This window comes from Brevundimonas sp. (genome assembly GCF_004210735.1).
In the GTDB taxonomy this organism is placed as follows: Bacteria; Pseudomonadota; Alphaproteobacteria; order Caulobacterales; family Caulobacteraceae; genus Brevundimonas.
In genome coordinates this window covers 16,334-29,489 of the sequence record NZ_SDZL01000037.1, presented here as the reverse complement: position 1 = coordinate 29,489, position 13,156 = coordinate 16,334, and the positions used below count along the sequence as shown (strand labels likewise).

The following is a 13,156-nucleotide window of genomic DNA, read 5'->3' as shown; positions in this document are numbered from 1 at the left end:
GGTTCCGGTGGCGGTTCCGGCGGTGGCTCGGGCGGAGGTTCGGGCGGTTCCGGCGGCCTGGCCGATCTGGGAGCCACCACTGGGCTGGACGCCCTGCTGAACCCCGTCGGCACGGTGACGGTCGGCGACCAGTCCCTGCTCGGCAAGGGAACAACACCTGATCCGCTGGGCGTCAGCGTGCTGAGCCCAACCACGACCCCCGGTTCGGTCGCTACGGTCGGTGTGCTGTCTGGCGGCCAGGTGCTGACCGTCAATACGGGCCAGCCGAATACGCCGGTGACGACCGCCAGCGGTCCCGCGAACGGCCTGCTGGGCCTGACGGTCGGCGACAAGCAGCTGGTCGGATCGTCCAGCGGCAATCCCGCCGTCGATCTGAACGTCCTGTCCCCCACCGGCGCGTCCGGAACGGCGGTGACGGGCAACATCCTGTCGAACGGACAGCCCCTGGCGCTGGGCGTGGCCCAGCCTGACGGCGCCGGCGCCGGGGGCCTGCTGGGCGGCGTGACCGGCACGGTCGATGGTCTGGTCGGTGGCGCGACCTCGAACCCCACCGGCGTGGTCAAGGGCGTCACCGGCACGGTCAGCGGCGTGGTCGGCGGTTTGCTGCCGACAGTCGGGGCCGAAGGCGGTCTGGGCCTGGGTGGCGGACTGCTGGTCGCGCCCAAGTAAAGACCCGACGGACGGCCCAAGGAACGCCCAGTATCCACGCACGCGTAGAGTAAACCGGCCGAAACCGACGGGAGGGCGCGTGCGTCGCCCTCCCGTCATCTGTCTCTTCTTCCTCAAAGCGCTAGCCACGGACGCCCCATGAGACGCCCCACCGCCATCGTTCTGCTTGCCGCCATGACGGCCGCGCCGTCGCTGACGGCCAGCGCGCAGGATGGCCTGACCATCGATCGCGACCGTCTGGACCGGCGACCGGCCCAGACCTTGCCGCAGACGGCGGCGCCGGTGGTCGGCGCTGCGACGGCGTCGACGGACACGGTCGCGCCCTTCGTGCTGCGAGCGGTCTCGGTGCAGGGGTCACGGCTGGGCGAGGCGCGGATCGCGGCGGCGGTGCAGCCCTTCATCGGCCAGACGCTGGACGGCGAAGGGCTGGCGCGGCTGCGCGCCGCCGTGCTGGGGGCCTATGCCGATGCGCCCTTCGCCCTGCCCGTGGTGTCGCTGGACACCGGGCGCGCGACGGAAGGGGTGATCACGGTCACGGCGGTCGAGGGACGGGTCGGACGCGCCGCCATCTATGGCGAGGTGGAAGGCGGGGTCGAGTTGATGCGCCGCTACGCCCTTCACCTGACGGCCGAGGCGCCACTGACCCGGCGCACGGCCGAACGCTATTTTTCGCTGATCGCGGACATCCCCGGGACGAAGACGACGCTGCAGACGGTTCCGTCGGCGACGCCCGGCGCGGTGGATCTGGGGTTTGAGGTGGACCAGACGCGGTGGGAGTATGCGCTGGGGCTGAACAACCGCGGCTCGCGCGCGCTGGGCCGGACCCAGTGGACGGCGTCCGCGACGCTGAACCGGGCGTTCCGACTGGGCGACCAGACGCGGGTGGCCCTGACCGTGCCCAATGAAATTGAACGGTTCCAGTATCTGACCTTCAGCCACCGCCAGCCGATTGGCTATGACGGCGCAGCGCTGGGCGTACAGGCGGGCCATCTGCGGACGCGCCTGCCCAGCGGGATCGAAGGCGATGCGACCAGCGCGGGCCTGATCTTCAGCTGGCCGATGATCCGCAGCTATCGCACCAATCTGGTCCTCAGCGGCGGGCTGGACGGACTGAACAGCGACAACGCCGTGTTCGGCGACCAGATCTCGACCGAGCGGACACGCACGGCGCGGGCGTCGGCGGCATGGTCACGCGTAGCGCCGCGCATGACCCTGGGCGGCGCCGCGACGGTCAGTCAGGGTATCGATGGTCTGGGGGCGCGACCCGGCGCCTTTACCGACGCCGGCTTCACCAAGGTCAACGCGCGGTTCGAGGCCGTACGCGCGGTGGGCCGCAGCGTGCGGCTGAGCGGCGCCGTCACGGCGCAGTGGAGCGATGACGCCCTGCCGACCTCCGAGCTGTTCAGCCTGGGCGGCGGCGAGTTCGGCAAGGCCTTCAGCTCGGCCCTGCTGGTCGGCGACAGTGGCTACGGGGTCAAGGCCGAGGCGGCCTGGCGACCGCAGGCGCTGCCTGCTCCGGTGCAGGGCAGCGAGGTCTATGTCTTCGGCGACACCGGCGAGGTGCGGGTGAACAGTCGCGCCGGCCTGCCGGGCGTGAAGGCGTCGCTGGCGTCGGCGGGCGCCGGAGTGCGGCTGGCGATCACGGACCGGGCGGTGATCGAGGTCGAGGGCGCTCGGGCGGTCGATAATCCCGATCCCAATGGCGACGACTGGCGCCTGGGCCTGGGCGTCACGGCGCGTTTCTGAGGGCAGACGAATGGAGCGAATACGAATGAGACGCGTCGGCGGGGACCCTGAGGGTCTGGACGAGAGCCGCTATGAGGCGCTGAAGGCGCAACTGATGGCGGCCACGCCGGCGTTGTCACGCGAACAGCTGATGGACCTGACCGACGCCCTGCACGCCGTGATCCGCCTGCGTCGGCCGGGGCGGGCGGTAGGCGATATCGCCGGATGGATCGCGCCGGAGAGGCGCAGCTTCTGAGCCGTTGGCTCAGCCCTTGGCGCGGAAGGCGCTGATGGTCCCGACCGTCTGGCGCACCTGGGCCTCGATGCCTGCCCAGTCGCTGGCCTTGATGGCCGCGTCGGTGACCAGTCTGGAGCCCATGCCCGCCGCCACGATACCGGCGCTGAACCATTTGGCGATCGACGCCTCGTCCGGGTCGACGCCACCGGTGGGCATTATCTTGGCCCAAGGCATGGGGCCCAGGATCGCCTTGACGAAGTCCGGGCCGCCCACAGACGCGCCGGGGAACAGCTTGACCAGATCGCAGCCCAGTTCGTGCGCCTCGGACACGTCGCGCACCGAGCCGCAGCCGGGGGCATAGGCGACCAGGCGACGGTTGCAGATGCGGGCGACCTCGGGGACCAGGCACGGACTGATGACGAACCGCGCGCCCGAGGCCAGATACATCGCCGCCGTCGGCGCATCCAGGATCGAGCCGACGCCCAGGATGATGTCCGGATCGGTGCTCGCGAACTCTTTCGACAACTGGGTGAAAACGTCCCAGGCGAAGTCGCCGCGATTGGTGAACTCGACCGCCCTGGCGCCGCCGCGGGCGCAGGCGCGGATCACCTGGGCGCAGACCTCGACATCCGGATGATAGAAGACGGGCACCACGCCCTGGCTTTCAATGGCGGTCAGAACGCTGGGACGGTCGTGGCGCATGGCGGCTCCTGATGGGTCTACGGACTGTCAGTCAGCCGACGCCGGGTTCACGTCAAGTGAACGGCGATCAAACTGGGTAAGCGGCCTGCGATGCAGCGGGCGTTTGATGCGTCGCCGGCAATCCGGCTAAACGTGTCTGGTTGAACGGAGAGACTGTCATGCAAGTGACCGGTATCGATCATGTCGTGCTGCGGGTGCGCGATCTGGAGCAGGCGCGAGCCTTCTATATGGACGTGCTGGGCTGCGCGCTGGAGCGGCGTCAGGAAGAGATCGGCATGATTCAGCTGCGCGCCGGGCCCCAACTGATCGATCTGGTCGACATCACCGGCAAGATCGGACTGAAAGGCGGCGCTGCGCCGGGCGAGGAGGCGCGCAACATGGACCACCTGTGCCTGACCGTAGCCGACTTCGATGTCGACGCCGCCGCCGACCATCTGCGTCGCCACGGCGTCGAACCGGGCGAAACGGGCGAACGCTTCGGCGCCTCGGGCAAGGCGACGTCGCTGTATCTGACCGACCCCGACGGGAATGGGCTGGAGTTGCGGGGCTAGTCGGCCTTCGCCAGCTCGACCAGCCGTTGGACCAGGGCCGACTGCGGGTCGCGCAGCGGGTCCAGGACGGTGAAGTGGTTCAGGCCGTCCAGCAGTTCGACGTGGGTCTCGACCCCCTTGCCGCCCCAGGCGGCGGCCATCTCGCGGCTCTGACGGATAAATTCGGGGCTTTCGGCGGCGCCGACCCAGAAGTCCATGGCGTGGCCGCCCGGGGTCGAACCGTCCGGGGCGGGCCAGTGGATCGGCGACAGGGCGCGGGCCTCGGGCGCGGTCAGGTCCAGCGCCGCATTCAGCGAGGTGTGGATCACCGGTTCGAGGTCGAACAGGCCCGAGAGCGCCAGGGCGGCGCGGGCGCGGCCCTCGCTGAGCATGCAGGCGGCCATGTGACCGCCGGCCGAGTGGCCGAAGACCAGCGGGCGACGACCCGAGCGCGCGCGCACCGTATCCGTGGCGCGGCGCACCTGACCGATGATCCGGCCCAGTCGCATGCCCGGCGCCAGATCATAGCCGACGATGGCGACCGAAACGCCGTGCGCCGTCAGCGCCGGCGCGACCCAGGTGAAACTGTCCCGCTCCATCGCCTGCCAGTAGCCGCCGTGCAGGAAGACGGCGACGGGGGCGTGCGGCCCGGCGTCGATCCAGTCGATGCGTTCGCGCTCGCCGGGGCCGTATTCCAGGACTTCGGGCGCGTGGCGGGCGCGGACGGCCTCGGCCTCCTGTCGCCAGCGGGCGATGATGTCCGGATGGTCCGGCACCAGCGCGCGGTTGTTGTAGTCGGCCTCCAGGTCCGGAGGCGTCAGCACGGCCTGCGCCGCAAGAGCCTTACCCATCTCGTTTCCATCCGCTACGACACCCGTTCCATCACGGGAGTTCATTGCCGGCCATGATGACCGCCATTTTCGTCTTCATCAAATGCGAGTTGGGCTACGCCAACGATGTGGCCGCCGATCTGGTGGACAATGTCGACAACGTGAGCGAGGTCTATTCGACATCGGGGCAGCACGACCTGCTGGCCAAATTTCAGCTGCCGAAGGATGCGGACATCGGGACCTTCGTTACGAAACAGGTCCAGACCCGGCCGCATATCCGCGACACCTTTACGGTCATCACCTTCTCGCCGTTCCTGCCGAAGAAGTAAGTTCCGTTTCCAAAAAGGACCGGCTAGCGTCGTCGCAACGATACAAGAACGGGAGCGACGCCGTGGCTGATCTGGAAGCTTTCCGCGCCGGGACGCGGGCCTGGCTGGAGGCCAATTGTCCGCCTGAAGTGCGCGGCCCGATGCGGTCCGAGGCCGACATGATCTGGGGCGGGCGCGGCGCGGTCTTCGCCACGCCGGGGCACAGGCTGTGGCTTGATCGGATGGCGGCGCGCGGCTGGACCGCGCCGGAATGGCCCGCCGAATACGGCGGCGGGGGCCTGAGCCGCGAGGAGGCCAAGGTGCTGGCGTCGGAGCTGCGGCGCATCCAGGCCCAGCCGGCGCTGAACAGTTTCGGCGTCTGGATGCTGGGGCCCGCCCTGCTGGCGTTCGGGACGGAGGAGCAGAAGAAGCGGTTCCTGCCGCCCATCGTGCGGGGCGAAATCCGCTGGTGCCAGGGCTATTCCGAACCGGGCGCGGGGTCGGATCTGGCGGCGGTCCAGACGCGGGCCGAGGATCGCGGCGACCACTGGATCGTCAACGGCCAGAAGATATGGACCAGCTATGCGGACAAGGCCGACTGGATCTTCTGCCTGGTGCGGACGGACCCGGCGGCGCCCAAGCATCTGGGCATTTCGTTCGTGCTGTTCGACATGGCGACGCCCGGCGTGACGACGCGGCCGATCACCCTGATTTCGGGCAAGAGCCCCTTCTGCGAGACCTTCTTCGACGACGTGCGGGTCGAGAAGGAGAATCTGGTCGGGACGCTGAATCGCGGCTGGGACGTGGCCAAGCATCTGCTGGCGCACGAACGCACCATGATCGGCGCCATGGGCGAGGTCGCAGCCGGGCGGCCGGTGGGACAGGTGGCGCTGGACGCCGTCGGCGCCGACGACGCCGGACGGCTGGACGAGCCGATGCTGCGCGCGCGGATCGCCGAGCTGGAGATCGACCAGGCCGCCTTCCGTCTGGCGATGGAGCGGGTGGGGGATCAGGTGAAGGCCAAACAGGCCCATCCGGCCATCGCCTCCATGCTGAAATACTATGGGTCCGAGCTGAACAAGCGGCGGCACGAACTGCTGATGGCGGCGGGCGGCGCCGAGGCCCTGGAATGGGAGAGCGAGCGCTCGCACGGCGGCTCCGTCGCCCGCGACTGGCTGCGCACCAAGGCCAACTCCATCGAGGGCGGGACCAGCGAGATTCAGCTGAACATCATCGCCAAACACCTGCTGCAACTGCCGGGAGCCTGAGCCCATGCCCCTGATCCTGACTGAAGAGCAGACGATGCTGCAGGAGGCCGCCGACGGCTTTCTGAGCGAGCACGCGCCCATCGCCCATCTGCGCAAGCTGCGGGATGAACGCGATGCGGACGGGGTGTCGCGCGACCTGTGGCGGGCGTTCGGCGAGATGGGCTTCGCGGGCGTGCTGATCCCCGAGGCGCAGGGCGGCGCGGGGCTGGGCGCGGTCGAAGCAGGCGTGATCGCCGAAAGCCTGGGCCGGACGTTGACGCCCTCGCCCTTCATGGGGTCGGCGGTGCTGGCGGCGACGGCGCTGAAGACGGCCCCCGAAGGGGTGCAGGCCGAATGGCTGCCCCGCATCGCAGCGGGTGAGGCGATCGTGACGCTGGCCGTGGACGAGGGGGCGAAACACGCCCCAGCACGGATCGCGGCATCGGCCGAGCGGGACGGCAACGGTTTCCGCCTGAACGGCGCCAAGGGCTTTGTGCTGGACGGCCACATCGCGGATGCGCTGATCGTCGCCGCGCGCACGGATGAGGGCGTCAGCCTGTTCCTGGTTGACCCGAAGGCGGCGGGCGTGACGGTCGAGCGAACGGCGATGGTCGATGCGCACAACGCCGCGCGGTTGACGCTGAACGACGTGCGGGTGGATGCCGATGCGGTGGTCGGCGGGCAGGCGGCGCTGGATGCGGCCCTGACGCTGGGCCGGGCCTGCGCGGCGGCCGGTCTGACGGGCGCGGGCGATCAGGCGTTCAAGATCACGCTGGAGTATCTGCGCACCCGCAAGCAGTTCGGAAAGTTGATCGGCGAGTTCCAGGCCCTGCAACACCGGGCGGCGCATCTGTTCACCGAGCTGGAGCTGGCGCGCGCCGCGACCCTGGGCGCGCTACAGGCCATCGACGCGGGCCGCGAGGACGCCGAACTGGCTGCCGGGATCGCCAAGGCCAAGGCCGGTCGCGTCGCCGAACTGGCGGTGCAGGAGGCAGTGCAGATGCACGGCGGCGTCGGCATGACCGACGAGTTCGATGTCGGCCTGTTCATGAAGCGGGTGCGGGTTTTGAACGAACTGCTGGGCGACGCCCATTTCCACGCCGAACGTCTGGCGCGCAGTCAGGGGTTCTGACCGATTGGATTTGATCCATCGCAAAGCTGTGGTTGTCCGGGGTGACGGGCCGCGAAGGACCGCCTAAACCTCCCGCCAAGGGAGACAACGACCATGACGCGATCCAACGCGCCCCTCTATCAGACCGGATTCGGCAATCATTTCGCGACCGAGGCTGTGGCCGGGGCCTTGCCGAAAGGGCGGAACTCGCCGCAGCGGCCCGCGCTGGGCCTGTATGCGGAACAGTTGTCGGGCACGGCCTTCACCGCGCCGCGCGACCATAATTTCCGCAGCTGGCTGTATCGCCTGCGGCCGTCCGCGCAGCATGGGCCGTATGCGCCGTTCACGCAGGGGCGCGTGCGTTCCGGCCCGTTCGACGAGACGGCGCCCAATCCCAACCGGATGCGCTGGGATCCGCTGCCGATGCCGGATGCGCCGACCGACTGGGTCGAGGGGCTGGCCACCTATGGCGGGAACGGCGACGCCGATTCCGGGACCGGCGTTGGCATCCACCTGTATGTCGCCAACCGCTCGATGGTCGACCGGGTCTTCTATGACGCCGACGGCGAGTTGCTGATCGTGCCTCAGGAGGGGGCGCAGCGGTTCGTCACCGAACTGGGCGTGATCGAGGCCCAGCCGGGCCACATCGTCGTCATTCCGCGCGGCGTCCGCTTCCGGGTCGAGGTCGAGGGGGCGGTTCGCGGATACATCTGCGAAAATTACGGCGCACCGTTCCGCCTGCCGGATTTGGGGCCGATCGGTTCGAACGGGCTGGCCAATCCGCGTGACTTCGAAACGCCGGTCGCCTGGTTCGAAGACGTGGATCGCCCGACCCAGTGCATCCAGAAATACGGCGGCCGCCTGTGGGCCACGACCTTTGACCACAGCCCGCTGGACGTGGTGGCGTGGCACGGAAACTATGCGCCTTGCCGCTATGACACGGCGCGGTTCAACACCATCGGCACGGTCAGCTTCGACCACCCGGATCCGTCGATCTTCACCGTGCTGACCTCGCCCAGCGACACGCCAGGGACGGCCAACTGCGATTTCGTCATCTTCCCGCCGCGCTGGATGGTGGCCGAGGACACCTTCCGTCCGCCGTGGTTCCACCGCAACGTCATGAGCGAGTTCATGGGGCTGATCACGGGGGAGTACGACGCCAAGGCGGGCGGCTTCGCCCCCGGCGGCGCCAGCCTGCACAACCGGATGAGCGGCCACGGCCCGGATCAGGCCAGCTGGGAGGGGGCGACCAAGGCGGAACTGAAACCGGTCAAGATCGATAAGACCCTGGCCTTCATGTTCGAGACCCGGATGCCGATTCGCGTCACGAAATGGGCTGAAACGTCACCGCAGATGCAGCTGGACTATGACGACGTCTGGTCCGGTTTTGAAAAGGGGAGGATCGATTGATCAAACGTTTGACCGCGCTCACCGGCGCGATCCTGATGCTGGCCGCCTGCGCTCCGGCGACCGAGGGCGGCGACGCCAATGCGCCGATCCGCACGGCCGAGGCGTGCCGCGCGGCGGGCGGCGAGTGGGGCCCGGTCGGCCGTCTGCAGGCGCCGGCCTGTGTCCTGTCGTACTCGGATGCGGGCAAGGTCTGCCGCGACAGCGACGATTGCGAGGGCGAATGCCGCTATGCCGGTGAGGAAACCTTGGAAGCCGGCCAAGCCGTGACCGGCCAGTGCCAGGCCAACAGCGACCGCTTCGGCTGCTTCACCCGCGTCGAGGACGGCAAGGCCGACGCGGCGATCTGCATCGACTGACATGAGCCCTCCCGCCGAACGCGGGGGAGGCGAGGCACAGAAAAAGGCCCCCGTCGCGTGAGCGGCGGGGGCCTTCGTCTATCTTGACGGTCGGCTTATTGGGCCGGGGTCGTCGTGCCCGCCGCGCCGGTCGAGGGCGAGGTGCTGGGCGTGTTCTGGGTCGTCATGCCGCCGTCGGCGTTGCCGGCCTGTTGCTCGATACGGTCGGCCTCGGCGTTGAGGGCCTGTTCCTGAGCTTCATTCGGGGTCGCGGCGGCCTGGGCTTCCAGGGCGTCGGCCTTTTGTTCGGCGGCCTTGTCGGCGGCGCTTTCACCGCAGGCGGCGAGACCGGCGAAGGCGGCGGCGGCGATCGAGGCGATAACCAGTTTACGCATGGATGTTTCCTTCCAAAGTGGTGAGGCGATAACGCCGCCACTCACGGATGGTTCACGCCGCCGTGACATTTCGCCGTCTTTCAGCCGCCTTCGGCGAAGGCGACCCGGGCCGCGCCCAGCAGGGCGGCGTGTTTGTGCAGGATCACCTTGGTCGGGATCCCGGCCATATAATCCTTGAACCGCCCCTTGCGCTCGAACCGCTGACGGAACGGGCTGGCCTTGATGAAGGGCAGGATGCGCGGGACGATGCCGCCGGCGATATAGACGCCCCCGCGCGCGCCGGTGGTCAGGGCGATGTCCCCCGCCACGGCGCCCAGGATGGCGCAGAACCGGGCCAGGGTGGCGCCGCAGGGGCTGTTGGGATCGCGCAGGGCGGTTTCGGTGATCTCGGCCGGGTCGTCGATATGGGTTTCGCGCCCTTCGATCTCGGCCAGGGCGCGGTGCATGTTCAGCAGGCCGGGCCCGCAGATCAGCCGCTCGATCGAGACGCGGTCATAGCGGCGGCGAAGGATGCGCAGGATTTCGTCCTCGACCGCATCGCCGGGTGGGAAACAGGCGTGGCCGCCCTCTGACGGCATGGCCATCTCCTTCCCATGCGCGTCGCGCACCAGGGCCGAGACGCCGAAGCCGGTGCCGGGACCCAGCACGGCGACGGTCGAATGGGGATCGCCGTCGACGGGGCCGCCCAGGCTTTCCAGCTGGTCTTCGGGCACGATGGGCGCGCCCCAGGCCAGCGCCTCGAAATCGTTGATCAGCTTGACCGGGTTCAAGCCCAGCGTCCCCAGCTCCTGTTCCGACACCTGCCAGGGCGAATTGGTCAGGTCGATGGCGCCGTCGGTGACCGGTCCGGCCACGGCGATGACGCCGCCCGTCGGCTTAACCTCGCAACCGTCAAGGAAGGCCTGCACTCCCTTCAGGAAGGTCGGATACTGTTCAGCGGGGAAGCTCTCGTGATGCTCCAGAACCGGCTTGCCATCCACCATGCGAGCGATGGCGAAACGGGCGTTGGTGCCGCCGACATCGCCGACGAGCAGGGTGCGGGGATCGGTATGGGGCATCAGGCGTCCACCGTGCGGTCAACGAAATTGGGGTTGGGCGGGGTATCGTTGTGGGCGCGGCCGCCGGTCGGCACGGCGAAACAGACGCTGGCGCCCTCCTCGGCCGTCGAGACCACGTGGCGGAAGGCGCCGAACAGTTCACGGCCATAACCCCAGGACGATCCGTCGGCATGGGTGTCGGACCGGTGCGCCGCCGGACGGGCGGCCAGATCCACGCCGACCGTGGTCAGGGTCCCGGCCTCGGCGTCCAGACGGATGATGTCGCCGTCGACGACGTGGGCCAGCGGACCGCCGACCAGGGCTTCGGGGCTGACGTGAATTGCGGCAGGCGTCTTGCCGCTGGCGCCGGACATGCGGCCGTCGGTGACGAAGGCGACCTTGAAGCCGCGATCCTGAATCACCGACAGGGCGGGCGACAGGCTGTGCAGTTCCGGCATGCCGTTGGCGCTGGGCCCCTGGAAGCGCAGCACCACGACCACGTCGCGGTCCAGCTTGCCGTCCTTGAAGGCCTGCAGGGCGTCTTCCTGGGTTTCGAACACGGCGGCGGGGGCTTCGACGATGCGGTTCTCGGGCTTGACCGCCGAGACCTTGATGACCGCGCGGCCAAGATCGCCCTGGACCAGGCGCAGGCCGCCGTCTTTCTGGAACGGGTCCGAGGCGGGCCGCAGGATGTCGCGATCCAGGCTTTCGGCCACGCCGTCCTTCCAGACCAATTCGCCGTCGACCATCATCGGCTCCTTGAAATAGGGCTCAAGCCCCCGGCCCATGACGGTGGTCACGTCGGTGTGCAGGATGCCCGCCTGGGCCAGTTCGCGGGCCACGAAGGCGACGCCGCCCGCCGCCTGGAAGGCGTTCACGTCGGCCGAGCCGTTCGGATAGACACGCGCCAGCAGCGGCGTGGCCGAGGATAGCTGATCCATGTCGGTCCAGTCGATCAGCACCCCCGCCGCCCGCGCCATGGCGACCAGATGGATGGCGTGGTTGGTCGAACCGCCAGTGGCCAGCAGGGCGACGATCATGTTGACGATCGACTTCTCGTCCACGACGTCGGCCATGCGGCACGACCCGTCGCGAGCCAGTTCAACCGCGCGTCTGGCGGCGGCTTTCGTCAGGGCGTCGCGCAGGCCGGTGTCCGGGTGGACGAAGGCGGTCGAGGGCAGGTGCAAGCCGACCAGCTCCATCATCATCTGGTTGGAGTTGGCGGTGCCGTAGAAGGTGCAGGTGCCGGGCGAGTGATAGCTGCCGATCTCGCTATCCAGCAGGGTCTGGCGATCCACATTGCCCTGGGCGTATTCGGCGCGGACGCGGGCCTTCTCGGCGTTGGGGATGCCCGACGGCATCGGCCCGGCGGGTACGAAGACGACCGGCAAGTGTCCGAACGCCAGCGACCCCATGAACAGGCCCGGCACGATCTTGTCGCAGACGCCCAGCATCAGGGCCGCGTCGAAGGCGTCATGGGTCAGGGCGACGCCGGTGGACATGGCGATGACGTCGCGGCTGAAAAGCGACAGCTCCATGCCCGGTCGGCCCTGGGTGACGCCGTCGCACATGGCGGGTGTTCCGCCCGCCACCTGGGCTGTCGCGCCGACCTCACGCGTCGCCTCGCGGATCAGGCCGGGGAAACGCTCGAACGGCTGATGGGCCGACAGCATGTCGTTGTAGGCGGTGACGATCCCGATGTTCGGCTGCTTGCCCGACATGGCCGTCAGCTTGTCCGCCACCGTCTGACCGGCGAAGGCGTGGGCCCAGTTGGCGCAGGACAGCTTGGAGCGGCCGGGGCTGTTGTCGCGGGCGAAGTCCATGCGGCGCAGATAGTCGGCGCGGGTGGCGCGGCTGCGGGCGATGATGCGGTCGGTGACCTCGGCCACGACGGGGTTCAGTTTGGTCATCAGGGCTTCTCCGTCCAGAGGACTTCGAGCGGAACATGGGCCGCGATCAGGGCGGCGATAGGCTGGACGCGCGGATCGCCCGCCGCCTCAGCCTCGAACACCTCGCGCTTCTTGGCGCCGGTCAGGGCCAAGATCACACGGCGGGCCTGGATCAGATAAGGCAGGTTGATCGACAGGCGTTCCAGCGACGGCGCCATGCCGTCTCGCCCTTGCGGCACGCCCAGCACGGCGGGCGACAACGTCGGCGTCAGCAGGGTCTTCAGCGTGGGACTGTGCGGGAACATCGAGCAGATATGCCCGTCCTCGCCCATACCCAGCAGGACGGCGTCCAGCCTGCCGCCTTCCGCCGCCAGCGCCTTCGTCGCCTCGGCCGCAGCGCGGTCCACGGTGACGGCGGGCGTGTACAGCGGCACGAAACGCGCGGCGGCGGCCGGGCCGGTCATCAGGGTCCGCTTGATCAGGGTCGCGTTCGAGTCGGCCGAGCTTTCGGGCACATAGCGCTCGTCGATCAGGGTGACGACGACCTTGTCCCAGTCCAGCGTCATGCGCGCCATCTCGGCGTAGATGGGCGACGGGGTCGACCCGCCGGACCCGGCGAAGACGGCGCGCCCTTGTTCCAGCACGGCGGCCTCCAGGCTTTCGCCCAGTCGCGCGGCGCAGGCCTCAGCCCAGGCACTGCTGGTGGGGAAGGTTTCGATGGCGGTCATGA

At 68.9% G+C, this 13,156-nt stretch carries 15 protein-coding genes; 9 read left to right on the top strand and 6 right to left on the bottom strand.

Going from position 1 to position 13,156, the window contains the following annotated elements:
• The 3 genes from EON91_RS09740 to EON91_RS09730 all read left to right on the top strand — a co-directional run.
• The coding region (locus tag EON91_RS09740) for a hypothetical protein (RefSeq protein WP_292094022.1) at positions 1 to 669 on the top strand (669 nt) is incomplete at its 5' end.
• Positions 670 to 807: 138 nt separating this feature from the next.
• Positions 808 to 2,415, top strand: coding sequence for a ShlB/FhaC/HecB family hemolysin secretion/activation protein (locus tag EON91_RS09735; protein WP_292094020.1), 1,608 nt, complete (start codon positions 808 to 810; stop codon positions 2,413 to 2,415).
• A gap of 25 nt (positions 2,416 to 2,440) precedes the next feature.
• Positions 2,441 to 2,650 carry a hypothetical protein gene (locus tag EON91_RS09730; protein WP_292094018.1) on the top strand — a complete coding sequence of 70 codons (210 nt, stop codon included), beginning with the start codon at positions 2,441 to 2,443 and terminating at the stop codon, positions 2,648 to 2,650.
• Between the two features lie 9 nt (positions 2,651 to 2,659).
• Here the strand turns inward: EON91_RS09730 and EON91_RS09725 are convergent, their stop codons facing one another.
• Positions 2,660 to 3,334 carry a bifunctional 4-hydroxy-2-oxoglutarate aldolase/2-dehydro-3-deoxy-phosphogluconate aldolase gene (locus EON91_RS09725; protein WP_292094016.1) on the bottom strand — a complete coding sequence of 225 codons (675 nt, stop codon included), beginning with the start codon at positions 3,332 to 3,334 and terminating at the stop codon, positions 2,660 to 2,662.
• Between the two features lie 158 nt (positions 3,335 to 3,492).
• On the opposite strand from EON91_RS09725, the gene EON91_RS09720 reads away from it, so the two are divergent.
• Entirely contained in the window at positions 3,493 to 3,885 is a 393-nt protein-coding gene (locus EON91_RS09720) for a VOC family protein (RefSeq protein WP_292094014.1), read from the top strand.
• On the opposite strand, the gene EON91_RS09715 is transcribed toward EON91_RS09720, so the two are convergent.
• Positions 3,882 to 4,715, bottom strand: a complete 834-nt coding sequence (locus tag EON91_RS09715) for an alpha/beta hydrolase (protein WP_292094013.1) — start codon at positions 4,713 to 4,715, stop codon at positions 3,882 to 3,884. The genes EON91_RS09720 and EON91_RS09715 overlap by 4 nt on opposite strands.
• A 53-nt stretch (positions 4,716 to 4,768) precedes the next feature.
• Here EON91_RS09715 and EON91_RS09710 point away from each other — a divergent pair, with 53 nt between their 5' ends.
• From EON91_RS09710 to EON91_RS09690, 5 genes are all read left to right on the top strand, one after another.
• Positions 4,769 to 5,023 (top strand): Lrp/AsnC ligand binding domain-containing protein, encoded by a 255-nt coding sequence (locus EON91_RS09710; protein ID WP_292094011.1) that lies wholly within the window; start codon positions 4,769 to 4,771, stop codon positions 5,021 to 5,023.
• A gap of 62 nt (positions 5,024 to 5,085) precedes the next feature.
• The gene (locus tag EON91_RS09705; protein ID WP_292094008.1) at positions 5,086 to 6,270 is read left to right on the top strand and encodes an acyl-CoA dehydrogenase family protein; all 1,185 of its coding nucleotides are present in this window, start codon (positions 5,086 to 5,088) and stop codon (positions 6,268 to 6,270) included.
• Between the two features lie 4 nt (positions 6,271 to 6,274).
• Positions 6,275 to 7,381: an acyl-CoA dehydrogenase gene (locus tag EON91_RS09700; RefSeq protein ID WP_292094005.1), complete on the top strand. Its 1,107-nt coding sequence runs from the start codon at positions 6,275 to 6,277 to the stop codon at positions 7,379 to 7,381.
• A 93-nt stretch (positions 7,382 to 7,474) separates the two neighbouring features.
• Positions 7,475 to 8,770 (top strand): homogentisate 1,2-dioxygenase, encoded by a 1,296-nt coding sequence (gene hmgA, locus EON91_RS09695; protein WP_292094002.1) that lies wholly within the window; start codon positions 7,475 to 7,477, stop codon positions 8,768 to 8,770.
• A gap of 8 nt (positions 8,771 to 8,778) precedes the next feature.
• On the top strand, positions 8,779 to 9,126 hold the full coding sequence (locus EON91_RS09690; protein WP_292094000.1) for a hypothetical protein: 348 nt from the start codon (positions 8,779 to 8,781) through the stop codon (positions 9,124 to 9,126).
• 95 nt (positions 9,127 to 9,221) lie between these two features.
• On the opposite strand, the gene EON91_RS09685 is transcribed toward EON91_RS09690, so the two are convergent.
• From EON91_RS09685 to pgl, 4 genes are all read right to left on the bottom strand, one after another.
• A complete protein-coding gene (locus EON91_RS09685) occupies positions 9,222 to 9,500 on the bottom strand; it encodes a hypothetical protein (protein ID WP_292093998.1) in 279 nt (92 codons plus the stop codon).
• Between the two features lie 80 nt (positions 9,501 to 9,580).
• A complete protein-coding gene (gene glk / locus EON91_RS09680; RefSeq protein WP_292093997.1) occupies positions 9,581 to 10,558 on the bottom strand; it encodes a glucokinase in 978 nt (325 codons plus the stop codon).
• On the bottom strand, positions 10,558 to 12,447 hold the full coding sequence (edd, locus tag EON91_RS09675; protein WP_292093995.1) for a phosphogluconate dehydratase: 1,890 nt from the start codon (positions 12,445 to 12,447) through the stop codon (positions 10,558 to 10,560). The genes glk and edd overlap by 1 nt, the downstream gene beginning before the upstream one ends.
• Positions 12,447 to 13,154 (bottom strand): 6-phosphogluconolactonase, encoded by a 708-nt coding sequence (pgl, locus tag EON91_RS09670; RefSeq protein ID WP_292093992.1) that lies wholly within the window; start codon positions 13,152 to 13,154, stop codon positions 12,447 to 12,449. The genes edd and pgl overlap by 1 nt, the downstream gene beginning before the upstream one ends.
• Between the last annotated feature and the right edge of the window lie 2 nt (positions 13,155 to 13,156).

Bases quoted from the DNA above. Each gene is read 5' to 3' on its own strand.
- pgl (WP_292093992.1), bottom strand. From the start codon at position 13,154: ATGACCGCCATCGAAACCTTCCCCACCAGCAGTGCCTGGGCTGAGGCC.
- EON91_RS09710 (WP_292094011.1), top strand. From the start codon at position 4,769: ATGATGACCGCCATTTTCGTCTTCATCAAATGCGAGTTGGGCTACGCC.
- glk (WP_292093997.1), bottom strand. From the start codon at position 10,558: ATGCCCCATACCGATCCCCGCACCCTGCTCGTCGGCGATGTCGGCGGC.
- EON91_RS09735 (WP_292094020.1), top strand. From the start codon at position 808: ATGAGACGCCCCACCGCCATCGTTCTGCTTGCCGCCATGACGGCCGCG.
- EON91_RS09720 (WP_292094014.1), top strand. From the start codon at position 3,493: ATGCAAGTGACCGGTATCGATCATGTCGTGCTGCGGGTGCGCGATCTG.
- edd (WP_292093995.1), bottom strand. From the start codon at position 12,447: ATGACCAAACTGAACCCCGTCGTGGCCGAGGTCACCGACCGCATCATC.
- EON91_RS09700 (WP_292094005.1), top strand. From the start codon at position 6,275: ATGCCCCTGATCCTGACTGAAGAGCAGACGATGCTGCAGGAGGCCGCC.
- EON91_RS09725 (WP_292094016.1), bottom strand. From the start codon at position 3,334: ATGCGCCACGACCGTCCCAGCGTTCTGACCGCCATTGAAAGCCAGGGC.
- EON91_RS09685 (WP_292093998.1), bottom strand. From the start codon at position 9,500: ATGCGTAAACTGGTTATCGCCTCGATCGCCGCCGCCGCCTTCGCCGGT.
- EON91_RS09730 (WP_292094018.1), top strand. From the start codon at position 2,441: ATGAGACGCGTCGGCGGGGACCCTGAGGGTCTGGACGAGAGCCGCTAT.
- EON91_RS09715 (WP_292094013.1), bottom strand. From the start codon at position 4,715: ATGGGTAAGGCTCTTGCGGCGCAGGCCGTGCTGACGCCTCCGGACCTG.
- hmgA (WP_292094002.1), top strand. From the start codon at position 7,475: ATGACGCGATCCAACGCGCCCCTCTATCAGACCGGATTCGGCAATCAT.